The following is a 26,641-nucleotide window of genomic DNA, read 5'->3' as shown; positions in this document are numbered from 1 at the left end:
ATAACAAGCTTTTACCTTCTCTGAGGGTAAAGGTATTTTCATCCCCTTCCAGGGGTTATCCCAAAGCCACGTCCTCTGGGCGTGGTTTTTTACTTAAGTGCCTTGTAATTATTTGTAAGATGTCTAATTCAAGAAAATTATTTTAAAGATTTTAAAATTTAGGAAAGGAGTTAAAAATGAAAAAAACAAAATATCAAATTTTGATAATTATGCTCATGACAACAAGCCTTTTGGTTTCGGCTCAAACCAAAACAGATAACCCGTTTGGTCTGGTTTATCAGGATGCTATTACAGAAAATGTGGAGGGAAAAGTAAACATCCACCCGGTAACCTACACATTGAATGGTATTGAAATCGCAGCGAATGTTTATACACCTGCCGGTTACGACCCGGCAGAGAATTATCCGGCGGTTGTGGTGGCTCACCCCAACGGTGGGGTAAAAGAGCAGGTTGCCGGTTTATATGCTCAGCGCCTGGCGGAATTGGGCTACATCACCATTGCTGCGGATGCTTCTTTCCAGGGTGCCAGCGGGGGACAGCCTCGCAATGTGGACAAGCCCGCCAACCGGATTGAAGACATCCGCGGAATGGCCGATTACATTACGCAGCATGAAGGGGTAAACGCCGACCGATTGGGCGTATTGGGTGTTTGCGGTGGCGGCGGTTATTCGCTTGCTGCGGCCCAAACCGACAAACGTTTTAAAGCAGTGGCAACACTGAGTATGTTTAATTCGGGCGTGGTAAGGAAAAACGGATTTATGAATTCGCAGGTTTCCACCATTCAGGAACGGCTGGAACAGGCTTCTGAAGCCCGTGCACAGGAAGCAGCCGGAGGGGAAATTCTTTATGCCGCCAATACCGTGCCCACCGATGAAGAAGCAGACGATATGCCATTCGACCTGTATCGAGAAGGGCATTATTATTACCACCGAACCCATGCGCATCCTAATTCCACATTTCGCTATACCATGAGCAGTCTGCTCGACCTGATGGCTTTTGACGCAGCCGCCAATATGGAATTAATCGATCAGCCCCTGCTGATGATGGCAGGTAGCAAAGCCGACACCTATTACATGACCGACAGGGCATTTAACAAGGCCACACGTACCGATGAAAAAGAATTGTTCCTGATTCCCGAAGCAACCCACATTCAATCCTATTATGTTCCGGAATATGTGGAACAGGCAACTAATAAACTGAAGGAGTTCTTTGGAAAATATTTATAAAAACAAAACTATGAGAACAACAATTTTCGGACTATTTATAATGCTTGTAAGTGCGCAATGGGGTTTCGCACAAAATTCTGCTGCTGAAAAGGAAATCATTCAACTTTCGAAAGACAAGTGGGAGTGGATGGCCGACAAAGATGTGGATAAACTGGATGATCTGTTTCACGAGAAATCGATGTTTGTACACATGGGCGGTTCATGGGGAAAAGAACGCGAAATGCAAATTATTGAAAGCGGTGGTATCTGGTATAAGAAAGCCGATATTCATGAAGTTTCGGTAAAAATTATCGATAATACTGCCATTCTTTTAAACCGAATCGATTTGCTGGCTGAGGTTGGTGGGAACGAAGTCACCAATCCTTTTGAAGTGACCGAAGTATATGTAAATCAAGACGAAAGCTGGAAACTGGGGTCGCTTTCTTTTACCAGGCTGATGTCGCGTGGTGACGATCATTAGTAATCATTTAGCATCTTCAAAATGAAAAAAATAATAACCGTTTTAGCCATAATTACAGGCTGCAGTTTACATTCGCAGGCAAACAAAATCCCAGGTTCTGAGGACAAGGCGCCGACCGTAAAAATTGAATCGGGAATCGTAAAAGGTGTAACCGAAGGAGAAGTATCCAGTTTTAAGGGAATTCCTTATGCAGCGCCGCCGGTGGGTGAATACCGCTGGCGTCCGCCACAACCTGTGAAACCTTGGGATGGCGTGCGCGATGCTACAGAGTTTGGTGCCACCTGCGCCCAGGCTGGCTGGGGAACCGCACCGGGAGCAATTGCGGAAGGTTCCTCCGAAGATTGCCTGTATCTGAATTTGTGGGTTCCTGCCGAAGCTAAACCGGATGATAAACTTCCCGTGATGGTTTGGATTCATGGCGGTGCTTTTGTGGGCGGCAGCGGAAACACATCCGGAGAGCAGTTTGCCAAACAGGACGTTATTCTGATGTCATTTAATTATCGTTTGGGGCGTCTCGGCCATTTTGCATTCCCCGCTTTGAGTGAAGAACATCCGGAAGAGCCCAAAGGCAGTTATGCGTTTATGGACATGATAGCAGCGCTCGAATGGGTACAGGAAAATATTTCAGCATTTGGAGGCGACCCGGATAATGTAACTATTTTCGGTTTCTCTGCAGGTGGCGTTTCGGTTCATTCCCTCCTGACTATACCGGCTGCGAAGGGCCTTTTTAACAAAGCAATCAGTCACTCCGGCGGCGGCAGAGACGGTGTGCTAACCGGAAGACCGATTAAAAAGGAAAACGCCGATCCTTTCTATTCCGTTTCTGCTGAAACCATCGGGATAAATTTTGCCCGTAAACACGGGATTGAAGGGACTGATGCCGCAGCACTGGCAAAACTTCGCGCCATGAGTGTGGAAGAGATTGTGGACGGAGGCCAGGAAACCGACGGACAGGGAGGTCCGCGTACTTATTCCGGCCCTGTTCTCGACGGAAAACTGGTGGTGGAAACTTCTGAGAGCGCCTACAAAGCAGGCAGACAGGCTGATGTTCCGCTCATGATCGGGAATTGCAGTGCAGAAATAGGTGGAAGTTTTGTGAATACCAGCAGCTCGAAAGAAGAATTGTTTTCACTTTTCGGGGAACTGGAAGATGAGGCAAAAGCTGCTTATGATCCAAACGGCAATAAGGAATTCGCTGAGGTAATTACAAAGTTTAACACCGACTGGGTGTGGGGCGAACCGGCCCGGATGACAGCAAGAATTTTTACCGCCAGTGGAGAACCGGCCTATATGTTCCATTTTGGTTATGTTCCTCCTGCGATGAGGGAGAGGGCACGGTTTGGCGCCGGCCACGGATCTGATGTTCCGTATGTATTTGGCACGCTAAATTCGCGCTGGGGAGCAGCAGAGCCAACACCGGAAGAAGAAAAGTTAGCGCACATAATGAACAGCTACTGGGCAAATTTCGCCAAAACTGGCGATCCGAATGGAGAAGACCTGCCCCTTTGGCCGCTTTATGATACTCAAAAAGAAGAAATTCTTGATATTGAGTTGGATGGAAATCCGGTTGGCAAAACCGATCCGCGAAAAGCAAGACTGGATGTAATTGAAAAAGCTGCTGAAAAGTATAAAACACGTTTACAATCGCGTGGTATTTAATTAATAATAAAAAATGAGAAGATGAAAAAATTAACGATACAATTACTTATCGGTTTACTTTTAATAACAAGTGGTTTTTCGAAAAAACTTTACGCGGATAATACGAATAAAACCAGTAAGGAATTATCAGTAAAACAACAAAACATTATCCCCATTGCAGCCTACACTGCAGTTGGCGAACTTGAAAAACTAAAACCAGCGCTGAACGATGGCTTGGACACCGGATTAACCATCAATGAAATAAAAGAAGCTATTGTGCATTTATATGCGTATTGCGGATTTCCGCGCAGCATACGTGGATTGCAAACGTTTATGGAAGTGCTCGACGAACGAAAAGCCAAAGGCATCATTGATGAAACGGGTGCCGAAGCTTCGCCGGTAAACGACAACCGCACCAAATACGAACGGGGCAAAGCGAACCTGGAAGCATTGATAGGAAGGCCATTGGACGGCCCGCAAAGAGGTTATGCAGCTTTTGCCCCGGTAATCGAAATATTTCTGAAAGAACACCTTTTTGCCGATCTTTTCGATCGTGATATCCTGACGTATGCTGAACGCGAACTGGTTACTGTTTCAGTGCTCGCCAGTATCGGCAGAGTTGAGCCCATGCTGCGTTCGCATTTGGCCATTTGCCTAAATCTTGGATACACACCCGAACAGTTGAATGAATTTACAGGTATCATCAAAACAACTATCGGTAAAAAGGCAGCTAAAAATGCACAGGCCGTTTTAAACGAAGTACTCGAAAATCGTGAATAACATGAATTTAAATTGATACAACAATGAAAAATATTTTAATATCCACTCTGATTTTTATGACACTCCTGATTGCTGCTTGCAATACAGAGAAGAAACCAACCGAAACCACCCAACAAAATGAATCTGTTTTTCCGAAAGGCGAAAAATTGGATAGTGAAAACTTCACCGGCACGGTGTGGCTGCAAATGATGGGCGCCAGAGATACTGCACTTCATGCAAGTTTTGGAAATGTAACCTTTGCACCCAAAGCCCGCACCAACTGGCACTCGCATCCTGGCGGTCAGCTCCTTTTTATAACCAGTGGCAAAGGATATTACCAGGCAAAAGGCGAACCTGCCCGACCACTAAGTGCTGGCGATGTGGTAGAAATTCCACGCAATGTGGTCCACTGGCATGGCGCTGCACCCGACAGTGAATTTGCGCATATTGCCGTCAGCCTGAATGTGGATGAAGGTGGGGCGGTTTGGATTGGGCCTGTTACAAATGAGGAGTACGTCAGTATAAAGTAATACGGATTTACAACGTTGCAGAAAAAGATGCCATATGCCACAAAGATTCCTGCGGTGATAGCAATTTCCCCTGCAAAAATAAAATAGACTGGTGCGGCTTGCAAAATTTTGTATATTTCCGGAAAATTTTAAACCGGTTGTTTTATGAAGTTGTTTCAGGTTTTTGCAGCGGCAATTATATCTTTTACTTTTTCTGCTCAGGTTTACTCTCAAACCCCGGAATTTGACAACCCCATTGCCGACCAGCGCGCCGACCCGTGGGTGCACAAAACAGATGACGGCACTTATTACCTGATTGCCACGGTGCCCGAATACGACCGGATTGTTATCCGAAAAGCTTCTACTATAAACGGCTTAAAAACCGCCGAAGAAAAAGTAATATGGCGCAAACACGAAAAAGGGGTAATGGGCCACCACATCTGGGCACCGGAGCTACACCGGATTGACGGCACGTGGTACATTCATTTTGCGGCTGGCGAAGCTGAAAATATCTGGAACATCAGGATGTGGGTGCTGTCGAACGATGCGGAAAACCCGATGGAAGGGGAGTGGAAAGAAGAAGGGCAAATAAAAACGCAACGCGAATCCTTTTCGCTGGATGCCACAACTTTTGGGCACCGGGGAAAACGGTACTTGATTTGGGCGCAAAATGTACGCGGAGGCGACCATGGCACAGCGCTGGTTCTGTCGGAAATGAAGAATCCGACCACACTTACCGGGCCGGAGGTGGTTATAACCGAACCCGAATTCAACTGGGAAAGACAAAAATACAATGTAAACGAAGGGGCAGCAGTGATTAAGCGAAACGGAAAAATTTTTGTAACCTACTCTGCCAGCGCCACCAATCATAATTATTGTATGGGCTTGCTGTGGATTGATGAGGATGCCGATTTACTAAACGTGTCCAACTGGCATAAATCGCCTGGCCCGGTATTTTACACCAACGAAGATTTAAAACGCTACGGACCGGGACACAATTCTTTTACCACTTCTGACGACGGAGAAACCGTAATTATGATTTACCATGCCCGCGACTACAAGGAAATTCAGGGACACGAGCTTTCCGATCCCAACCGCGCTACCCGCGCACGGGTAGTTCGTTGGACAGAAAGCGGCTTCCCCGATTTTATGCAAAATGAAGGGGATTAGACTTTTTACTCTTATGCTCCTCTTTTTTATGAAAATAACTCTCACCTCCTGCTTTGCATGGAATTGAGCTGCCGGTAACCCACCAGTCGGTCGTAGCGCGAACCCATTTCGTGGTAGTACACAAAAATTTGGTAATCGTTTTCGGTTTGCCAGAAACTGCCTTCAATGTTTTTATGGTCGGCAACAGCCGAACCCTGCGGCACATAAACGTACATGTAGTTGTAATATCCCTGTTTCAGCAGGAGGGTGAGTTCGTAGGCGCTGGTATCAAAATTCCAGGTCATCTCGTTGCTTTTGTTGGCGTTCCAGTTGCTCAGTGCCCCAAAAACATTCACCGAACCGCCCAGAAGTATCGATTCCAGCGGTAATGAGAAATGCACGAAGGTGTAATCGCACTCCGTGTCAAAGTCTTCCACTTCGCGGTCCTGGCTTTCCACCACATATTTTCCGTTCATCTCTTCGTATTCAAAATATTTTTTGTTTGCACGCGGCTCGTCTGTCATCAGGGTTTTATGAAAATAAGGCCGGTGAAAATCGGTTGAAAGCACATTCTCTCCTTCCACGCGGTTGGTGCGGTTGTCGAAATACCGAAATTCGTTTCCGGCTACAAAAACATTTTCGCGGTTGTAGTCATACACCAGCGAGCGGTCGCGGATAAAAAGTGGTTTCAGGTCGCGAATGGCATTGTCCCACCGGTTGTTCTGCATAATAACCACCTTTACTTCTTCGTTCGGATTTTCAATTTTCAGGTTTTCGTGAAGGAGGGTAAAATCTACTTCATGGTTTTCGCCCATGAATGCATCGAGCGTAGCCCGACGAACCGTTCCCTCCACGTCAACCAGCGGTTCTACCACGTAGAAACGTTTGCTCAGTACAATGTTTTCCTTGTTGCCGTCTTCATAAACCACGAGTGCATAATTTCCCGAATAGTTAAAATCTACATCATCATTGGGCAGAAAAAGCCGGTAATTGATATAATCGAACGAAGTGTTAAACGACCGGGCGTAATCATCCAGCGGATTTTCAGCAAAACCCTCGAGGTAATCCGATTGCGGGATGTAGCTTTCATTCCAGTCGGCATCGCAATGAATTATGGTGTAATAATAGTTTTTCACTTCACCCGATAAATCGTCGAATTTTAAAATTAGTTGGGTGGCTTCGCCTATTTCGTAAACCGGGTTGGAGAGCTCAAAACCATCGCGGTGCATTAATACCGTTTTTATATTTTCATCGTAAACCGCGTTTTCGTAGTAAAAATTCTCTTCACGGGCCGATAATTCACTGATAAACCCAAGCAGGAATAATAGGATAATAAAATACTTATTTGCCATTACAATTACTATTTTTATTGGGAATGCCACATCTTTAGTAAAAATACACCTATCCCTTTTATCTCAAAATTAAGCCATTTATTGTTCGATAACAGTATTTTTTTGTAAACACTCACCATATTCCAACGTTTATTATTGTAAATTTAATCTGGAAAGATCAGGTTTTTTTATACCTGAATTTAAAATGGTTAATAAGGTTGATAAAAATCAATAAACATATTGACTTATCAGTATATTTTGAACCATCGATTTTTCCATTATGAAGATTGCGTAAAGACAATTAATTATTTACTTTTGCCAACCTGAAAAAAATACTATTCTTGATTAAAATGTCAGAAGTTATTAAGTTAAGGAAAGGGCTGAATATAAAGCTTAAAGGTGGTGCCGAAAAGGCGCTCGAAAAACTGCCTGTTCCTGCCACAGTGGCTTTAAAACCAACTGATTTTCCGGGGCTTACTCCAAAGTTAAGTGTTAAGCCGGGGCATAAAGTTAAAGCCGGCGATGCGTTGTTTTACGACAAATACCATCCCGAAATACTTTATACAGCTCCGTTAGGCGGAGAGGTAAAATCAGTTAACCGTGGCGAACGGCGAAAAATTCTGGAAGTAGTAGTTGAGGTGGATAAAGATGCTGGTGAAGCGGCTTTTAAAAAGGGCGATCCGAAAAAATTATCTGCGGATGAAATTAAGGAACAACTTCTAAAAAGTGGGCTTTGGCCGTTTATAAGGCAGCGTCCCTACGGGATAATTCCATCGCCTGATAAAAAACCACGGGCCATTTTTGTTTCAACTTTCGACACTGCACCATTGGCAGCCGATAACAGTTTCGTTCTGGAGAACCAGATGGAAACATTCCAGAAAGGTATCGATGCGCTCAGTAAGCTTACCGAAGGAGATGTGCATTTGGGCGTGAACGGTGATTCCCCTTTTGCCGGTGTGAAAAATGTTAAAACCCACCAGTTTTCAGGGCCCCACCCGGCAGGGAACGTAGGTGTTCAAATTCATCATGTTTCTCCTGTAATCAGGGGTGAGGTGGTTTGGACGGTGAATGTGCAGGATGTCCTGTTTATTGGCCGTTTGTTTGAAAACGGAAAGGTTGATTTTACAAGGGTTTTTGCGCTGGCAGGTTCAGAGGTAGAAAAGCCAAAATATTATCAAACTGTTTTGGGAGCTCCTGTTGCATCAGTTACCGATGGCCGGCTGAAAAAAGCGGATTACAAACAGCGTATTATCAGCGGTAATGTATTGACCGGAACGCGTGTTAAACCGCAAAATTACCTTGGTTTTTACGATACTTTGGTCAGTATTATTCCCGAAGGCGATGAATACGAACTGCTTGGCTGGGCTACCCCAGGAGTTGATAAATTCAGTGCATCAAAAACATTTCTTTCAAAATTATTCCCAAAGAAAGAGTATGAATTAAATGCCAACCTACATGGTGGTGAACGCGCATTTGTACTTACCGACCAATACGATAAAGTAATGCCGATGGATATATTGCCGGTGTTCCTAATGAAAGCCATTATGGCCAACGATATTGACAAAATGGAACAACTGGGTATTTATGAAGTAATTGAAGAAGATGTGGCGTTGTGTGAATTTGTCTGCACCTCAAAAATCAAGTGGCAGGATAATTTACGCAACGGAATCAATACCATGATAAAAGAGCTTGGATAATAATTGCAGGTAACAATTTAGTCTGATTTACAATGAATTTTTTGAAGAACTTTTTTGAAAAAACAGAGCCATACGTACAGAAGGGGGCAAAATACCACTGGCTGAATTCGGTACACGATGGTTTCTTTACGTTTCTTTTTGTGCCGAAGAAAACATCGAAAAGCGGTACACATATCCACGATTTTATTGACATGAAACGTACAATGTCAATAGTAGTGCTGGCTCTCATTCCTTCCCTGCTTTTTGGCATGTACAACGTGGGTTATCAGCACTTTAAGGTGATAGGAGAACTGGCTTCAACAGGATTTTTTGATATTTTCCTCTATGGCTTTCTTAAAGTATTGCCTGTTGTTATTGTGTCGTATGGTGTGGGGTTGGGCATTGAGTTTGTTTTTGCCCAAATTCGCGGCCACGAAATTAACGAAGGATTCCTGGTTTCCGGAATGCTTATCCCGCTGGTTATGCCCATTGAAACTCCGCTCTGGATGATTGCCATCGCAACTGCCTTCGCCGTAATTTTTGGTAAAGAAGTTTTTGGCGGAACAGGCATGAACATCTGGAATCCGGCTTTGCTGGCACGTGCTTTCCTGTTTTTTGCCTACCCCGCGCAAATGTCGGGGAACTCGGTTTGGTATTCATTTAGCGAAAATGCACAAACTATTGATGGTTTTACAGGAGCCACCCCAATGGCCGAGGCCGCAGCAGGAAACATTACTTACACCGTTTCCGATGCCTTTTTCGGTTTTATTCCTGGTTCGATTGGTGAAACATCTACGCTTGCGATTTTACTCGGGGCTGTGGTTTTACTGGTTACCGGAATTGGTAACTGGAAAATCATGTTCTCCACGGTGGCCGGCGGATTGTTTATGGGAATACTGCTGAATATTTTCGCTGGGAGTCAGGGACTTTCAGAGGAAGCAGCTACCTTTTTCGGCATACCTTTCTGGCACCACATGGTGCTTGGCGGGTTTATGTTCGGGGCTGTTTTCATGGCAACTGATCCGGTTTCGGCCGCTCAAACCCAAAAAGGAAAATGGATTTACGGATTTCTTATCGGGGTCCTCGCCATCTTAATTCGTGTGCTGAACCCCGCTTATCCCGAGGGAATGATGCTGGCTATTTTATTGATGAACACTTTTGCACCGTTAATTGACCATTACGTAGTTCAGGGGCATATTAAACGTCGAATGAAAAGGGCCAAAGTTGCTGCTTAACCGAAAAATTTAAAATCATGGACAGGAACAGTAATACATATACATTTATTTATGCAGCAGGCATGGTAATCCTGGTTGCTGCAATACTTGCCTCGGTGGCTATGGCTTTACGGCCGCTTCAGAATACCAACATCGAGGTAGAGAAAATGCAGAATATACTTGCTTCGGTTAATATTGAAAGTACGGCTGCTGACGCTGAAGAAATTTATACTGAAAGAATTCAGACCCAGTATGTTGTTAACTGGCAAGGCGAAGTTGTTGAAGGTGAAGATGCTTTTGATATCGATTTGAAAAAAGAGCAGGCAAAAGATTTGGAAGAACGACTTATGCCGGTTTACGAATGCCAGACCGAAGAGGGATTAAAATACATTTTTCCGATGCGTGGCTCCGGTTTGTGGGGGCCAATCTGGGGATTCGTTTCCCTCGATTCGGATATGAATACTATTTACGGGGCCAATTTCGATCACCAGAGCGAAACCCCGGGATTAGGCGCCGAAATTTCCACCGACTGGTTTCAGGCTACTTTTAGTGGCAAAGAGATTTTTAATGAACAGGGTGAACTGGTTTCACTCACCATTACAAAACCCGGCCAGGATGCCCCCGAAGAACATAAGGTTGACGGCATTTCTGGTGGTACAATCACCAGCAAAGGCCTGGAGGAAATGCTCCTTTCCGATTTTCAGAGTTACAGTGAATTTCTAAAGAAGAAAAAGTCATAAGCAATGAGCGAACCATTATTTTCCAGAAAAAATTTAAAACTGCTTTCCGATCCAATTAACGACAGCAACCCGATTACAGTTCAGGTGCTGGGTATTTGTTCGGCTTTGGCGGTAACAGCCCAGCTAAAACCCTCAGTGGTGATGGCACTTTCAGTAGTTGCCGTAATGGCGCTGTCAAACGTGATTATTTCATTATTGCGAAATACAATTCCAAACCGCATCCGGATTATCGTTCAGCTGGTAGTTATTGCCTCGCTGGTAATTCTTGTGGACCAGGTGCTGAAAGCATTTGTTTACGATGTGAGTAAACAGCTCTCGGTATTTGTGGGATTAATTATTACCAACTGTATTATTATGGGCCGCCTCGAGGCATTTGCACTGGGAAACCGTCCGTGGCAATCGTTTCTCGACGGAGTTGGAAACGCTGCAGGATACGGCGTAATCCTGATTATTGTGGGTTTTGCACGCGAACTTTTTGGTTCCGGATCAATTTATGGATTCCAGATTATCCCCGACAGCTGGTACATTGCCAACGGAGGGTTTTACGAAAACAACGGAATGATGATTCTACCGCCAATGGCGCTTATCACCGTGGGAATAATTATCTGGGTTCAGCGTAGTAAAAACCGTAAGTTAATTGAAGATTAACCGCCAAAAGGAAATGAATTATGGAAAATCTGATTAATATTTTTATCAAGTCGATTTTTATTGAGAACATGGTTTTTGCCTATTTCCTGGGCATGTGTTCTTACCTGGCCGTTTCCAAAACGGTTAAAACAGCTACCGGTTTGGGAATTGCCGTAATTTTTGTACTCGGAATCACGGTACCAGTAAACTTCCTGATTGAAAACTATATATTACAGGAAGGTGCTTTAACCTGGATTAGCCCGGCTTTTGCCAGTGTCGATCTCAGCTTTTTGTCCTTCATCCTGTTTATTGCAGTTATTGCATCAATGGTGCAACTGGTTGAGATGGTAGTTGAAAAATTCGCCCCTGTACTATACAGCCAGCTGGGAATTTTTCTGCCGCTTATCGCTGTAAACTGTGCAATTTTAGGTGGTTCGCTGTTTATGCAGCAAAAAGCTTTTCTGAATATTGGCGAAGCTTCAACTTACGGAATAGGTTCCGGCGTTGGCTGGTTCCTGGCAATTGTAGGTATTGCGGCAATCCGCGAAAAAATTCAGTATTCAAATGTACCGGCACCGCTGCGCGGACTGGGTATTACTTTTATTGTAACCGGTTTAATGGGGCTTGCTTTCATGGGCTTCATGGGAATTAAATTGTAAAATATAAAACCAATTTCAATGCTATTGTTATCAACACAAACAACCGTTGTTATTGCCAGTGTGGCGGTTTTTCTGGGGATTATAATCCTGCTGGTTGCCATCCTGCTTTTCGCCAAGAGAAAACTAACCCCTTCGGGTGAAGTTAAAATTGACATAAATGAAGGGGAGCGCGAAATAGTGACCGAACCAGGAAGTACACTGCTTTCCACCTTAAGCAACAACAAAATATTACTCCCGTCGGCTTGTGGTGGCGGAGGTACCTGCGCCATGTGCCGCTGTCAGATTCACGACGGGGGCGGCTCAATTCTGCCTACCGAAACCGACTTCTTTACCCGTAAAGAACAAAATGAAAACTGGCGCCTGGCCTGTCAGGTAAAAGTAAAGGAAGATTTGAAAATTGAAGTTCCGAAAGAAGTTCTGGGCGTTAAAAAGTGGGAATGCGAAGTGGTGTCCAACAAAAACGTGGCTACCTTTATTAAGGAATTTGTTGTAAAACTGCCGGAAGGTGAAAACCTTAATTTTAAATCGGGCGGTTATATTCAAATTGACGTTCCAAAGATTGAAGTCGATTTTAAAGACATCGAAGTGGATGATAAATTCCGCGAAGACTGGGAGAATTTTGGCATGTTCGATTTGAAAATGAAAAACCCGGAGCCAACATTCAGGGCCTATTCAATGGCCAATCACCCTGCCGAAGGAAATATTATCATGTTGAACATCCGTATTGCCACGCCGCCGTGGGATCGTGCCAACAACGGATTTAAAAAGGTGAATCCCGGTATTTGCTCTTCTTTTATTTTCTCACGCAAACCGGGCGACAAAGTGACGATTTCAGGACCTTACGGGGAGTTTTTCCTGAAAGATAACAACAACGAAATGATGTTTATTGGTGGTGGTGCCGGAATGGCGCCCATGCGCTCGCACCTTTTCCACCTTTTCCATACCCTGAAAACAAGCGACAAAAAAATCACATTCTGGTACGGAGCCCGATCGTGGAAAGAAGTTTTCTATTACGACCAGTTCCGCGATATTGAGAAAGAATACGATAATTTTGAATTCCATCTTGCGTTGTCAGAACCGCAACCGGAAGATAACTGGGACGGCCCCACCGGATTTATACACCAGGTGATTTACGACGATTACCTGAGCAATCATGAAGAACCCGAAGAAATTGATTACTACATGTGCGGCCCGCCAATGATGAACGACGCCTGCCAGAAGATGCTCTACAACCTGGGCGTACCTGACGAAAATATTGCGTTCGATGACTTTGGCAGTTAGTGACACTGTGATTTTGAAATCGTCAAAAACATTAAGTTGAACTAATCCCGCGCCAAAGTGGGGAATCATGCGATTTAAAATGCTAATGATATTTCAAAAAACCATCTCTGAAAAGGGGTGGTTTTTTTCTTTATAAAAGGGCGGTAAGTTACTTTTATTGCAATTTCTTTTCCAGTAAACGGTTTATCATATTCAGAAGATCATTTTTTTGTAATGGTTTCGAAATATAGTCGTTACAACCCGCTTCCAGAGCTTTTTCTTTATCGCCCGAAAGCGCATAGGCCGTTTGGGCAATTACCGGAATTTTTTTGTTGAACTGTCTTATTTCCCGTGTTGCCTCAAGGCCGTCTTTTTCGGGCATTTTTACATCCATAATAACTACGTCAATATCCGGATTTTGGCGCACCATTTCAACAGCTTCATTCCCGTTATCTGCTTTTATCAACTTGTAGTTTTCTTTCGAAAGCATTATCTCCAGCAATGTGAAACTGATTTCATCATCTTCAGCTACCAATATTGTGGCTTCGTTTTGGCTTTTTGGTTTTGCAGAAGGTGGTTTCTTGTCCGTTTTTTTATCGCTGTTTTCAGCCGCAATATAATCAATGTTGAAATAGAATGTACTGCCTTCTCCTTTTTGCGATTCAACCCATAAATCACCGCCAAGCATTGCGGCATAAGCTTTTGAGATGGATAATCCCAGGCCGGTTCCTTCATGGCCCCGGTTAATTCCCATTTCTGCCTGTTCAAAACGGTTGAATATGGCCTCAATTCTGTCGGCAGAAATGCCAACCCCGGTGTCTTTTACAAAAAAATTAAGTTTGTTGCCCGAAAGCTGGCATCCAAATTCAATGGTTCCTTCTTTTGTGAATTTAAGGGCATTATTAATCAGGTTTGTCAGTATCGAATCCAGTTTATTCCTGTCGGTTTCAATGGCGGGAAGAGCACTTTCCGGGAGTTGCAGTTTCAATGTAATTCCATTGGCTGCGGCTCCGGGTTTAAAAAAGCTGAAATGCTCATTCATAATTTCATCTACCTTTTCCCGGGAGAAGTTGAGCTGAGCCTGCCCGGCTTCAATTTTCGAAATTTCAATGATGTCGTTAATGGTTGTGAGCAAACGATTGCCGCTCTTTTTCACCAAATCGAAATAGGTTTCCCTGTCATCATCCCGTGTGTCAGGGTCATTCAGAATATCGATAAACCCAATTATCCCATTCATGGGGGTACGGATTTCGTGGCTCATGTTGGCCAGGAATGCTGACTTGAGCCGTTCGCTCTCTTCTGCTTTTTCTTTGGCTGCCAGTAAATCGGTTTTGTATTGAAATTCATTCAGGGCGGCTTTAAGCAACGGAGAGATGTAATGGCACAGTTCTTCCATTAAGCGGATATCTTTATCCGTATAGTCGCCGTTTTTGTTTCCCAGTACAATTTGGCCCAGCGTTTCGTTCTGATGTAAAATAATGCCCGAAATTGAATTTTTTAACCGGATGCGTTTTCCGGGAATTTCGAATTCGGTATTTTGTGTTAAGGTCTGTTTTTTTCTCAGGCTTTCACTCCAGAAATTATTCAGTGTTTCAATTTTAATTTTATGTTGTTCGTGGTGAGAATTAACTTCTTTTCTGTTGTTAATATAGCTTTTGCAAACCATGTTTCCGCTGTTGTTTGTATGGCAGAAAAAGCCAAAATTGCTCTGAAAAGCCTGAAGAAATACTTCAAGTATCTTCCGGAAATTTTCTTCTTTGCCCGATACAATAAATGCATTGGCAATCTGGTTGCGTATTTTCAGGTTTTGCTCCTGGCTGACGAGCATTTCTTCGTAAGCTTTCTGGTGGGTTACGTCGTGCGAATTTAATACTATTCCCTTCACCGCAGGGTTATCGAGCAGGTTTTTTACCGTTCCCTCCATGTGTTTCCACGAACCGTTTTTGTGATGAAACCGGTATTCGAACCGGCCTGTCTTCTCTTTTTCCAGAAGGATATGGCTGAAAAGCTGCTGCACACGCAGTTTGTCGTCGGGATGAATTTTTTCCAGGGCATTTACACCCAGCAGTTCATCCTGCTTGTAACCAAGTATTGTTGAATGCGACGGACTTTTATAGCGGATTATACCGTTTTCATCGAGAATGGAAACAATGTCGGTTGAATTTTCAATTAGTGCCCGGTAATAGTTCTCGCTTTTCACCAATTCTTTTTCAACAAATATTTTTTCCAGGAAAACCGAAATTTGCGAAATAAATGCCTCCACAAAATGCCGGTTAAACTCGTTTTCATCCTCATTTAAAGCAATTGTAACTGTGCCAAAAATTACCTCATCTTTTTTGAAAGGCACCACCAGAATACTGTTATACGGAAGTGCCTTTTTTAGCTCGTTGCTGGTGTTTTGGTCAATTTTTCCGTTGGTGAATTTGTGTAAATCAAAATCGAATCTGGCCATTTGCCCTGTTACAATATCGCCCATAAACCCGGTTTGGATTTCGCCCTCCAGGTTTCGGATATCGATACCAAAATTTTTAAAAGTTTTTTCGATAAACGGGCTGAGGCCGGTTATATCCATCATGTACCACCGGTTGTTGGGGGTGTCGTATTCGGTAACGGCCACAACCGATTTTTTATCAAACAACTTGTACAACTGGCTGGTGGTGAATTTATAGACCTCTTCCGGGGTTTTTAGTGTTGCCAGTTTCAGTGTGCTTCTGGTAAGAAATGTGGTGTATTTTTCCGCTTTCCGGCGTTTTGTTATGTCATGTACTATTGAAAGCAGCAGTTTCCTGTTTTGGTAAATCAAAGGCGTTGAATAAACCTCCACATCCCTTATTTCACCAGTTACCAGTTTGTGTTTAAAAATAAAATGGTTTTTGTTTTTGGTGATGGCTGTTTCCATCAAATCGAATACTTTCTCATTAGGATGCTGGTTGATATTGATAATATTTTCTGACAAAAGGTTTTTGTACCCGTAAAAATTATGTGCCGCCTGGTTGGCATCCAAAATCTGTCCCGTTACAGGGTTAACCAGCAGCATAACCGACTTGTTCTGCCTGAAAATTTCACGAAAAGGCCCTGAGCTTTCCGTGATATTGATTGGATCTTTTTCAGAAGCGTTGTTCATTTCTACTTCTTCTAATTAATAAAGGGTTTGTAATCAACAGCTGCAAGATATAAAAAACTGCTGAAGTACCAATCCTAAGGTGTTCGATAGCAGGTGTTCCAAAGATGACCGCTCTTTTAAAAAGAAAGGTTCCGTTTAATTGTCTGAACCGGGATTTGCCCTGATTGCCCGGATTTCCACGATTTTTTTCCCTAATCCCGGCAATCCCTAAATCAGCTTCAATCGTGGTTCAGACATTCTTAATCCCGGTTCAGACTTTATATTTTTTATTCAGCAGCCGTTTAAATTTTAAACTTTGCTCGCCAAAATTAATCAGCAGCCCAACCTCCAGGTTATAGGCCTCTAGGTAATTCAACCCCTGCGCAAGGTTGGTATCATCCAGATGGCTGATGGCTTTTATCTCTACTGAAATATTATCCTCCACCAAAAAATCCACCCGCCGTGTACCAATTTGCACATCGCGATACATAATCGGCATTTCAAATTCCCGTTTAAAATACAACCCGGCAAAACTAAACTCAATTTCCAGTGCCCGCTGGTAAATTACTTCCTGAAAACCACTGCCCAATGTATTGTGAACCGTCATTGCACATCCAATAATTTTTGAAGTGATTTCAGAATACTTGTACTGCTCGTTTTTCATGATGTATTACTTTGGTTAGTCAATTGTCTTAATTAAATTGTCTTAACCGGGATTTACCCAGATTTCCATGATTGCCACGATTTATTTTCTCTTAATCCCAGTAATCCTTTAATCAGTTGAATCGTGGTTCAGACTTTCTTCATCTGTCTTAACCGGGATTTATGTGATTCCCCTGATTCCCGTGATTATTCTCAAAAATTGTCTTAACCGGGATTTACCCAGATTCCCTTGATTCCCACGATTTATTTTCTCTTAATCCCAGTAATCCTTTAATCAGTTGAATCGTGGTTCAGACTTTCTTCATCTGTCTTAACCGGGATTTTTGTGATTCCCCTGATTCCCACGATTATTCTCAAAAATTGTCTTAACCCGGATTTACCCTGATTTCCATGATTGCCACGATTTATTTTCTCTTAATCCCAGTAATCCTTTAATCAGTTGAATCGTGGTTCAGACCTTCTTCATCTGTCTTAACCCGGATTTTTGTGATTCCCCTGATTCCCGTGATTATTCTCTAAAGTTGTCTTAACCCGGATTTACTCTGATTCCCCTGATTCCCACGATTTTTTTCTCTAATCCCGGCAATCCCTAAATCAGCTTCAATCGTGGTTCAGACTTCTTCATCCCGGGTAATCCTTCAATCAGTCAAATCCAGGTTCAGACCTCTTCATCCCGCTTCAGACTTCTTCCCCCTCCACCACCTTCACCTCTTCTTCCGTCAGCCCGTACAACGCGTAAACCATCTGGTCGATTTCGGCTTCCAGCGCCGTGGTGTCGGCTGATGGATCCTGCTTTTTGATTTTTATTATTGTTTTTGAAAGCATTTCAATTTCACATGAATACTTTTTATTTAAAATGAAGGGTAGAGATTCCAATTCATTCGTGCTAACGTTATTATTACTAGATGTTTTTTTAAAACGCCATTGTATCAATTTCGAATTTAATAAACCTAACATGAAATATATAGAGAAGTCTTTGTTATTAACAATATGTATAGAATTAGTTGAATCAGCGAAAAAGGAAATAGGCTCAACCAAGGCAGCTACAACTCTTAATTTTTCATCAGTCCCGGTTATCCTTTGTGTTGCAATTCTTTGAATTTTTGCAAGCTCATTAGATTTTCCATCCTCATAGAATTTATTCGCATCAAAATATTCTTTCACTCCTTGACTTAGTTTTTTCCTAATTTCATAAGGTCCAATTTCTACCCCTTTTACAAGGTTTTCTAATTTTGAGTCAGTAGATATGTATTTTCTAAAAATTGTTTGATTTATCTCACCTCTTCTAACAATAATGCGATCAATATCCCTTATGACTTGATATTGATGTATTTTTTTTAAAATATTCCATTCTTGTTCAGATACTAATGGGATTGACAAACGATAAGAATCAAATAGTTTAAGGTTATTGATATCAGTATTGTAATGTTTATTGTCATCATTGAATGAATTAAAAGGATAAGTTGAGACAAAAATATGTGAATTTGATTTTGAATTTAATACCTTTTTACCCAAAAGAATTAATGTTGATTGTTTTGCATCTTCGAATACTCTTTTCTTTGCATTATCTTTTTGAGGAAAGCAAATAAACTTAAGATTTACAAAATTATTTAATACAAAACTCCTTGTTGAAAATAAAGAATTGTCACCAACTAAAGTTAAAGGTATTATAAAGCTAAATTGATTATTTAATTTAGAAATATCAGCAGCAAGTTTAATAAATAATCTGTATAAATTTAATTTCCCTCCTTCAACATTAAAATATCTCTTCGTGATTTTTGAATATTCTAAAATTGCTTTATATGGCTCTAAGGGTGTATTTCTTTCTTTTTCAAGCACCGCATACGGCGGATTTCCAATCACCACGTCAAAACCCACAAAATCGCCGTCGTCGTTGAGTACTTCGGGGAATTCGAACCGCCATTCAAATGCATTTTCGTATATTTTGTTAGTGCGGATCTCTTCCAGTTCGGTTTCCAGCTTTCTGATTTGGCCGGTGAGTTTATCCACTTTTTTGTTGTATTCGGTTTTCTCTTTGCGGGAGCGGTCGAACAACTGCTGCTGGTTGGTAAGGTGAAAAAGCTCGCCGCGCAGTTTACTGAGTTTGACAACCCGTTTATCGTTGGCGGCAATTTCGCTTTCAAAGTCGCTTTTTATCCGGTGGATGAGGTTTTCCATTTCGCGCTTCACCTCCTTGTTTTGGGCATTGCGGTAGGTCATCACCGCCACGCGGTAATCGTCGATGTTCCACCGGCTTTTCCTGAGTGCCTTTTTCATGTCAGCATCCAGCGCGTACCGGCTGATGAGCGAATTCCCGGTTTTGATGTTGATGTCGATGTTGGGCAGGGTTTCAAGAGCCCCCTCCCGGCCTCCCCCAAAGGGTGAGGAGTTGGTGACCTGGTGATTTGGGTTCACCTGGTCACTATTAGATTTACTGCGCAGGTGACCGGGAGTCTGATTATTAGTGATAGCATGACTTTGAGTCATACCATCACTGGTGCGGTAATACGCATTCTTCAGCAACTCAATCCATAGCCGCAGGCGGCATATTTTTACCGAATTGGGATTGATGTCCACCCCAAACAGGCAGTTTTCGATGAGGGTCTGTTTTTCATGAAAAAGCGTTTCCTGCACCCGCTGGCTTTCGCGGCTGCCGGGTTTATACTCGAACAGCCGTCCTTCGTCGTCGGTAACTACCAGCTCGTCGTTCACCACCTCCACGTGGTAATCGCGCAGGGTGCGGCCATTCCGGTCGGTCAGGATTTTCAGCTCGCTTTTCAGCGCAATCATCTCGTTGAGCGCACTCACCAGAAAATGCCCCGAGCCCACCGCCGGGTCGCAAATCTTCAGGCTGTTAATCGCCTCATTCGCCTGCTCTTTGGTAAAATCACTCCCAATGGCATTATACACATCATCAATATTTTTATACCTTCTCTCCTTTTTCTTAATCCCGGCAATCCCTTCATCATAAGAATCCGGGTTAAGACCCTCTCCTTTAATCCTGGTAATCCCTGAATCCCTGTAATCCTGGTTCAGACCTTTTGAATCCCGGTTCAGACTGTTAAACTTCTCCACCACAGCCCTTCTGATGGTTTCCCGCGCCATGTACATGGTAATAAAACCGGGGGTAAAAAACGAGCCGTCTTTGTAGCCGTTTATCTTTTCAAAAATCAGCCCCAGCACAGAGGCGTTGATGAGCGTTTTGTTTTCCTCCTGGATTTCTTCCGAACCTTCGCCGGCAAAATCGTAAGCATCCAGAAATCCGAACAGGTAACCGAGCGTGTTCAGCTCGCCCTTCCGGCGTTTGCCGGTACGGTCTTTCAGCACCGTTGTATTGAGCAATGGCAGTGTGTATTCATCCTCGAGGTTACTGATACGTGCTGTTTTATGTTCCAGTTCGTTGGGCTCGAACAGCGAACTGTTGAGGTAGGGGATACTGGCATATTTTTCGCGCACCGGTTCGTTACGTTCTTCCTCTTTTACGGCCAGCACCTGGAAAAAGAGCTTGTTCAGTTCGTCGAAATCTGGTATCCGGTCGCTGTTCAGAAAGCGGAAGGATTTATCACCCGCGTGGTATTTCACCAACTGGCCTTCGAGCAGTTTCAGAAACAGGATGCGGTTGATCCAGGTAATTACCAGTTCGAGCGCCACGTTGTAAAGTTGTTCTTCTTTAGTGGCGCCATAGTCTGATGCTTTTAGCTGCGAGAGACAGTCCTCGTATTTCAGTATGGTGATGGTGTTTTCGATGAGCGACCCGGCATTGCGGTCGTTTTCGGCTTTGCGGCCAATCAGTTTTTTCCCGCCCGATTTGGTCTCCTGCAACCCGATGATGTGAAGCAGCTCGGTGTAAAATCCGCGGTCGAGGCTGTTGCTGTCGTTAACAAACGGCAGTTTCAGCAAATGCTCGGGCGAAAACAGCTTGAACAGCGCCACCAGTTTATTGTCGTCGCGCGGATTGCTGTTGCGGATAATTTTTTCAAACTCCCTGATGTCGGTGTAGGTAAAGGTTATTTCCGTTTCAAGCTCATCGAGAAATGGTTTGGCAATCTGGTTGTAGAAATAATCTGTGCGGTTATCTTCTGTGCGCCCTTCGTTAAATTCGGTAAATTGCTTCACCAGCGTTCTGTTTTGGGCAAACAACCGGTAAAACTCCTGGGCATCAAACACAAACCACTCATGAATATTAGTGATGATTAAGTGCTTGATGTCTTTGTTGCCGGCAGTAATCCGTTCGCGCAGGTAGTACAGCATCAGCTCGTGCATGGCTTTGGCATTGAGGTTTTCTTTGGTGGGCATCTCCGCTTTGTTCGACGGCTTTTTGGTTTCTATCAGCACACCCACTGCCGATGTTGCATTTTTGCTGTTATGAATCACCAGGTCGGTGCGGCCTTTGGTATTGATGTAGTAGCCGGGCGAATAGTATGTTTCGCGCAAAAAGGTGCGGATAATGTTTTTGTGGTGTTCTTCCGATTCCTGTTCGTTAATCTGGTTGAATAGCTGAAGAATATTCGATTTAAACATTTCGATTTGCGAACGGTTGGGCTTTACTTTGCGGTAAGCTTTGTTGATGGATTTCCGTAAGGTAATTTCGTTTGGTATCATAAAATTGTTCCGGTCAAATAAATTGGGATTAAAAATAGTTTTATTGTTTAATAATTGCAATTAAAGAGCTTATTTTCACCGTTAATCATTTAATTAAAGCCTGAAAAACCGCTGCTAAGGCGTTAATTATTTAATGAAAGCCAGAAAGTTTGCCGGCAAAGCAACAATCATTTAATTAACAGCCCTAAAACCGCCGGCAAGCTAATTATCATTTAATTAATGTCACAACCGGGATTCTTTCACTTGTCTTAACCGGGATTTACTTTGATTGCCCAGATTGCCAGGATTACTCTCATACATTGTCTTAACCGGGATTTTTAGGATTACTCTGATTACCCTGATTTTTCTCTAATCCCGGTAATCCTTAAATCAGTCAAAATCGTGGTTCCGACTTTCTCAATTGTCTTAACCGGGATTTACTCTGATTACCCAGATTGCCAGGATTACTCTGATTACCCTGATTTTTTTCCTCTCCTAAACCCGGTAATCCCTTAATCTGATATAATCCAGGTTCCGACTTTCTATCCCGGTCATCCATTAATCTGTTCAAATCGTGGTTCAGACTTTCTTCTATCCCGGTAATCCTTCAATCAATCAAATCGTGGTTCCGACATCTTCATCCGGTTCCGACTTTTTTATTGGAAACTTGTGTTTTACAAAATAATTTTTGTAAATTGAAAAGCGATATGTGTCAGAGCACCTGAACTTTAAATAACCAAAACAGATGCAATGACCACCCAATTACTAACATTAAAAATTTTATTATGATTGACAAAATTTTAACCAACAGCCGCGTCACTGAAGTTGATGCTGCAACGGGGCGCATTGTCAGCGCTTACAAAAACACTTCTCTGAGCAGCGACACGCATCTTGCTGCCATTTTTGCCGAACTGGAGCCTGCCACGGAGCGGTTAACCGCGGCCATTAACCAGTCGAGGGCCGAATCGGTTTTGGATGAGAAAGACGCGGTACGCGATGAAAAATTCCGTGGGTTGTTTTACCTCGTCAGCGGGTTTGTTCACCATCCTGACCCGGCCATAAAAGCTGCCGCCAACGAGATGGAAGAATTATTGAACGATTACGGCCTGTCGGTGGTGGGAGAAAGTTATGCCATTGAATCGTCGCTCATCCAGTCGCTTTTAACCGATTTGGCAAAACCCAAATACCAGTCGTCTATCGAAGCGCTTTCGGGGTGTGCCGAACTGATTGCCGCCCTGCAAACTGCCCAAGCCGATTTTGAACAGGCAAGGGTGGCCTACGAAGAGGAAAAAGCCAGGGAAGGTAATCGCCAGAATGCAACAGAAGTAAAAAAAGAGGTGCTCGATATTACAAACGATAAGTTGGTGGTTTACCTGCGCGCCATGATACAACTGGATGATGCCACTTTTGGCGATTTTGGCCGCACCGTAGGCGAAATTATCGCCGAAAACAATGAAACGGTGAAACGCCGCCGCAAAAAACCGGAACCAGAAGTGTAGCGCTATACACACCTGAACTCAAAGGGAACCGTTCTTTCACAAGGAGAACGGTTCTTTTCTGTTTAATTGTCTTAACCGGGATTTACGCAGATTACCCAGATTGCCAGGATTATTTTCCAAAATTGTCTTAACCAGGATTTACTTTGATTCCCCAGATTCCCTTGATTTTTATCTCTTTTAATCCAGGTAATCCCTTAATCAGTTCAAATCGTGGTTCAGACTTCCTAATCCGGGTAATCCTTCAATCAGTTAAAATCCAGGTTCAGACAGTTTCATCCCGGTTCAGACTTTCTTCATCCCGGTTCCGACGTCTTACAATCCGATTTCCCTGTAAGTTAAATGTTTTCGATAACAGGTTTTATTTGATTGAATCTTACTGTATAAAAAGTATATTTACCGGAAAAAATCAGGCAAGGTTTTGCGGTAATCATCAACAATGAAAGAAACAATCACTGTTTACACTGGCGAAATAAAAATCTCCGACGGGACAACCGATTTAAAATCGAGTCCGCTGGGATCGTGCGTTGTGGTTGTTTTATTTGATGAAGAGGTAAGCGCAGGTGGCATGGCGCACATTATGCTGCCGGGCAAGGCTCCGGTAAAAGAGAATGTAGTGCCCGGAAAATATGCCGCTAATGCCATCGAAAAACTTATTCAGGATTTAAAGGCTGAAGGGTTAGCGGAGGAAAAATTAAAAGCAGTTGTAGTTGGTGGCGGCAATGTGTTAAAAAGGGAAAACGAAACCATTGGCACCGATAATCTCTTTTCGGTGTATCAGCTTTTAGAACTTTATAAAATTAAGCTGGAAGCCAGTTCGGTAAAAGGCACCGAACGTAAATCTGTCAGGTACAATACAGAGAAAGGAATTATTTATTATACAAAAGGTGACGGGCCGGAAAAGGAACTTTACCGCATAATGAGGAAACCACAAATGTTAATTGGTTCATAGTATGGCAAGCCACACCAATGAGAATACAGAGTTGGGAAAACTGAAGCAAAAAATTGCCGGGCTTGAAAAATTAGAGCAGCAACACAAAAAAGTTGAAGCCAAATTAAAAACTGTCAACAAGCAATTGCAGGCCAGCGAAAATCAGCTCAAAGCTTATAACGAGCAACTCAGGGAAAGCGAACAAAAATTAAATCAGCAAAAAGAAGCTGCAGAACAAAGCCGGGAATTTGCCGAGAGCATTATCGACACCATAAGGCAACCGCTGTTGGTGCTGGATAAAAACTTAAGGGTAATTACTGCCAATCAATATTTTTACAAGTTATTTCAGGTATCGCCGGAAAGTACCAAAGGCAATCTGCTTTACAACCTCGGAAAAAATCAGTGGGATATCCCCGAATTAAAAGAACTGCTGAAGAAAACCCTGCCTGAATTTTCAGCCGTTGAAGATTTTGAAGTGGAATATCAGTTTGAAACCATCGGGCATAAAATAATGTTGCTGAATGCCCGCGAACTCTTACAGAAACAGGGAAAGGAACGACTTATTTTACTTGCCATTGAAGATGTGACCAAAAGCAGGATTTACAAAAAGGAGTTGGAGCGGCTGAATAAGGAGCTGGAGATAAAAGCAGAGGAGTTGCAGCAAATTTTGTATATCACCACCCACGATTTGCGTTCGCCACTGGTCAACATCCAGGGATTTACCAAAGAGATGGAGGCTTCGCTTAATGATTTAAAAAAACTGCTTGAGAAAATGCAAATCCATCCGGCAGAAGAGAAATCACTGAACACAATCATGGATGAGGAAATCCCCGAAGCCATTCACTATATCACATCCAGCACCACAAAAATGGATAACCTGTTAAAAGGGTTGCTGTCACTCTCGCGGCTTGGTCGGCAAAAACTAACCTTCCGAAAACTCGATATGAACCGTTTAATGCAACAGGTGCTGGACGATTTTGAATTTGAAATCGGGAAAAATCAGGTGAATATTGAAGTGGGAAATTTACCTGATTGCATGGGAGATGATTTACAGATAAACCAGTTGTTTTCCAATCTAATAGGGAATTCGCTTAAGTTTTTAAAACCTGAAGTGCCCGGGGAAATCGTTATTTCGGGTGGGAGAGTAGAAAATGGATGCCGCTTTGTGGTAAAAGACAATGGCATTGGAATACCACGAGAATACCAGGAAAAGATATTTGGCCTGTTTGAAAAGCTCGACCCCAAAAAACCGGGAATCGGACTGGGAATGAATGTTGTAAAACAGGTGGTAGAAAAGCACAATGGCAGTATAGAAATGGAATCGGAATTAGGAAAAGGAATGAAATTTAGTATTTTTATTCCGGATTAAAAGAAAAAACCGCTTAGTAGAATCAGATTATAACTTTTTCTGAAAAAAATGAAACGAGCATGTAAAATACTTACATCCAGGAGCATTATTAAAATACATGCGAGTTCCATACTATACCACTGAAAGTAAACAATTTTAATAGTATGAAGAAAGAACTGAAAATCATTCTGGCCGAAGACGATGAAGGGCATGCATCGCTCATAAAGCGCAATCTGAAACGAGCCGGGTTGATGAACGAAATTATCCACTTTAAAGACGGACAGGAAACACTCGATTTTTTATTTCAGGGGAAAAAGGACAAAGATGAAATAAAAAATGTGGCCTCTCTGCTACTGCTCGATATTAAAATGCCGCGTGTAGATGGTATTGATGTGTTGCGAAAAGTGAAGCAGGATGAATTTCTGAAAAAAATGCCGGTTGTTATGATTACCACTACCGATGACCCGCGCGAGATAGACAAGTGCCACGAACTGGGCTGCAGTAACTACATCACCAAACCCATCGACTACGATAAATTTGTAGCCGCTATTCGCCAGTTGGGGTTATTTCTGCTGATTGTTGAGGTACCTGATTTAAATAATATGATTTGATTGGTTTCCCTGATAATAAGTTATTCGCTTAATAAAGAAGATTTCAAAATAATATGGGTAAAAAGTTCAATATAATAATTGTTGAGGATGATGACGGACTTGGGCGTTTAATGCAAAAAGAGCTGGAACGGCACAAATACAATGTTGCATTGGCTCAAACTGGCGAATTGGCATTGGAACTGACCAAGGGAGCTAAAAATGAGTTCCTGCTGGTAGATTACAAACTGCCCGACATGAGCGGAAAACAACTGGTTTTGAAACTCAGGGAAAAATTTGGTTACACGCCAAACTATGTTACACTCACCGGTTACGGCAACGAAAAAATAGCCGTTGATATGATGAAACTGGGCAGCAGGGACTACATTGTGAAAGAGCAAAACTTTATGGAATTGCTGCTTGAAGTGCTGAAACGAAACTTTGCCGATTTATCTAATGAAATAAAACTGGAAGAAACCGAAAACCGGCTGAGGAAGAATATTGAATTATTAAAAGAAACAGGAGAATTGGCCCGCGTGGGGGGATGGGAAATCGATTTAAAAACCAATACTGTATTCTGGACCGATACAAGTAAAAAACCACGCCCAGAGGACGTGGCTTTGGGATAACCCCTGGAAGGGGATGAAAATACCTTTACCCTCAGAGAAGGTAAAAGCTTGTTAT

Annotated in this window: 21 protein-coding genes; 17 read left to right on the top strand and 4 right to left on the bottom strand. The window is 42.9% G+C overall.

The genetic code is table 11. The features are described from left to right. Nucleotides 1-176 precede the first annotated feature (176 nt). The 6 genes from BUC07_RS19095 (at nt 177) to BUC07_RS19070 (ending at nt 5,762) form a co-directional block, all read left to right on the top strand. Nucleotides 177-1,226: an alpha/beta hydrolase gene (locus tag BUC07_RS19095; RefSeq protein ID WP_073173675.1), complete on the top strand. Its 1,050-nt coding sequence runs from the start codon at nt 177-179 to the stop codon at nt 1,224-1,226. A 10-nt stretch (nt 1,227-1,236) separates the two neighbouring features. Continuing rightward, the gene (locus BUC07_RS19090; protein ID WP_073173673.1) at nt 1,237-1,686 is read left to right on the top strand and encodes a nuclear transport factor 2 family protein; all 450 of its coding nucleotides are present in this window, start codon (nt 1,237-1,239) and stop codon (nt 1,684-1,686) included. A gap of 21 nt (nt 1,687-1,707) precedes the next feature. Next, entirely contained in the window at nt 1,708-3,345 is a 1,638-nt protein-coding gene (locus BUC07_RS19085; RefSeq protein WP_073173671.1) for a carboxylesterase/lipase family protein, read from the top strand. A gap of 21 nt (nt 3,346-3,366) precedes the next feature. Continuing rightward, the gene (locus tag BUC07_RS19080) at nt 3,367-4,104 is read left to right on the top strand and encodes a carboxymuconolactone decarboxylase family protein (RefSeq protein WP_073173668.1); all 738 of its coding nucleotides are present in this window, start codon (nt 3,367-3,369) and stop codon (nt 4,102-4,104) included. Between the two features lie 23 nt (nt 4,105-4,127). Beyond that, on the top strand, nt 4,128-4,613 hold the full coding sequence (locus tag BUC07_RS19075) for a cupin domain-containing protein (RefSeq protein ID WP_073173666.1): 486 nt from the start codon (nt 4,128-4,130) through the stop codon (nt 4,611-4,613). Nucleotides 4,614-4,757: 144 nt separating this feature from the next. Beyond that, nucleotides 4,758-5,762 (top strand): glycoside hydrolase family 43 protein, encoded by a 1,005-nt coding sequence (locus BUC07_RS19070; protein WP_073173664.1) that lies wholly within the window; start codon nt 4,758-4,760, stop codon nt 5,760-5,762. 41 nt (nt 5,763-5,803) lie between these two features. Here BUC07_RS19070 and BUC07_RS19065 read toward each other — a convergent pair whose 3' ends face one another. Further along, nucleotides 5,804-7,093: a type IX secretion system plug protein gene (locus tag BUC07_RS19065; RefSeq protein WP_073173662.1), complete on the bottom strand. Its 1,290-nt coding sequence runs from the start codon at nt 7,091-7,093 to the stop codon at nt 5,804-5,806. A gap of 329 nt (nt 7,094-7,422) precedes the next feature. On the opposite strand from BUC07_RS19065, the gene BUC07_RS19060 reads away from it, so the two are divergent. Genes BUC07_RS19060 through nqrF form a run of 6 tightly spaced genes read left to right on the top strand, consistent with a single transcriptional unit; the run spans nt 7,423 to nt 13,269 of the window. After that, on the top strand, nt 7,423-8,769 hold the full coding sequence (locus BUC07_RS19060; RefSeq protein WP_073173660.1) for a Na(+)-translocating NADH-quinone reductase subunit A: 1,347 nt from the start codon (nt 7,423-7,425) through the stop codon (nt 8,767-8,769). A 32-nt stretch (nt 8,770-8,801) separates the two neighbouring features. After that, nucleotides 8,802-9,983, top strand: coding sequence for an NADH:ubiquinone reductase (Na(+)-transporting) subunit B (locus BUC07_RS19055; RefSeq protein WP_073173658.1), 1,182 nt, complete (start codon nt 8,802-8,804; stop codon nt 9,981-9,983). 17 nt (nt 9,984-10,000) lie between these two features. After that, nucleotides 10,001-10,702, top strand: coding sequence for an NADH:ubiquinone reductase (Na(+)-transporting) subunit C (gene nqrC / locus BUC07_RS20760; protein WP_139279655.1), 702 nt, complete (start codon nt 10,001-10,003; stop codon nt 10,700-10,702). Nucleotides 10,703-10,705: 3 nt separating this feature from the next. Beyond that, nucleotides 10,706-11,350, top strand: coding sequence for an NADH:ubiquinone reductase (Na(+)-transporting) subunit D (locus tag BUC07_RS20755; protein ID WP_139279654.1), 645 nt, complete (start codon nt 10,706-10,708; stop codon nt 11,348-11,350). 20 nt (nt 11,351-11,370) lie between these two features. Beyond that, a complete protein-coding gene (nqrE, locus tag BUC07_RS19045; protein WP_073173655.1) occupies nt 11,371-11,988 on the top strand; it encodes an NADH:ubiquinone reductase (Na(+)-transporting) subunit E in 618 nt (205 codons plus the stop codon). An 18-nt stretch (nt 11,989-12,006) separates the two neighbouring features. Then, complete coding sequence (nqrF, locus tag BUC07_RS19040; protein ID WP_073173653.1) at nt 12,007-13,269, top strand: NADH:ubiquinone reductase (Na(+)-transporting) subunit F; 1,263 nt, start codon at nt 12,007-12,009, stop codon at nt 13,267-13,269. A 154-nt stretch (nt 13,270-13,423) separates the two neighbouring features. Here nqrF and BUC07_RS19035 read toward each other — a convergent pair whose 3' ends face one another. The 3 genes from BUC07_RS19035 to BUC07_RS19025 all read right to left on the bottom strand — a co-directional run bounded on the left by BUC07_RS19035 (nt 13,424) and on the right by BUC07_RS19025 (nt 21,616). Then, the gene (locus BUC07_RS19035; RefSeq protein ID WP_073173651.1) at nt 13,424-16,372 is read right to left on the bottom strand and encodes a PAS domain S-box protein; all 2,949 of its coding nucleotides are present in this window, start codon (nt 16,370-16,372) and stop codon (nt 13,424-13,426) included. 250 nt (nt 16,373-16,622) lie between these two features. Next, nucleotides 16,623-17,015, bottom strand: a complete 393-nt coding sequence (locus BUC07_RS19030; RefSeq protein WP_073173649.1) for a GxxExxY protein — start codon at nt 17,013-17,015, stop codon at nt 16,623-16,625. Nucleotides 17,016-17,692: 677 nt separating this feature from the next. Beyond that, entirely contained in the window at nt 17,693-21,616 is a 3,924-nt protein-coding gene (locus BUC07_RS19025) for a DUF7149 domain-containing protein (protein WP_073173647.1), read from the bottom strand. 764 nt (nt 21,617-22,380) lie between these two features. Between BUC07_RS19025 and BUC07_RS19020 the strand changes: the two genes are divergently transcribed. The 5 genes from BUC07_RS19020 to BUC07_RS19000 all read left to right on the top strand — a co-directional run bounded on the left by BUC07_RS19020 (nt 22,381) and on the right by BUC07_RS19000 (nt 26,586). Beyond that, nucleotides 22,381-23,094 (top strand): DUF6261 family protein, encoded by a 714-nt coding sequence (locus tag BUC07_RS19020; protein ID WP_073173645.1) that lies wholly within the window; start codon nt 22,381-22,383, stop codon nt 23,092-23,094. Nucleotides 23,095-23,530: 436 nt separating this feature from the next. Further along, nucleotides 23,531-24,043 carry a chemotaxis protein CheD gene (locus tag BUC07_RS19015; protein WP_073173643.1) on the top strand — a complete coding sequence of 171 codons (513 nt, stop codon included), beginning with the start codon at nt 23,531-23,533 and terminating at the stop codon, nt 24,041-24,043. A gap of 1 nt (nt 24,044) precedes the next feature. Beyond that, a complete protein-coding gene (locus BUC07_RS19010; protein WP_073173641.1) occupies nt 24,045-25,391 on the top strand; it encodes a sensor histidine kinase in 1,347 nt (448 codons plus the stop codon). Nucleotides 25,392-25,534: 143 nt separating this feature from the next. Beyond that, nucleotides 25,535-25,981, top strand: coding sequence for a response regulator (locus tag BUC07_RS19005; protein WP_073173638.1), 447 nt, complete (start codon nt 25,535-25,537; stop codon nt 25,979-25,981). Between the two features lie 53 nt (nt 25,982-26,034). Next, nucleotides 26,035-26,586 (top strand): response regulator, encoded by a 552-nt coding sequence (locus tag BUC07_RS19000; RefSeq protein WP_073173636.1) that lies wholly within the window; start codon nt 26,035-26,037, stop codon nt 26,584-26,586. Nucleotides 26,587-26,641: the final 55 nt, after the last annotated feature.

It is taken from the genome of Tangfeifania diversioriginum, from assembly GCF_900141875.1.
Lineage (GTDB): Bacteria > Bacteroidota > Bacteroidia > Bacteroidales > Prolixibacteraceae > Tangfeifania > Tangfeifania diversioriginum.
Note: the sequence above shows the minus strand (reverse complement) of the source record. Positions and strands in the feature narration are given on the sequence as shown.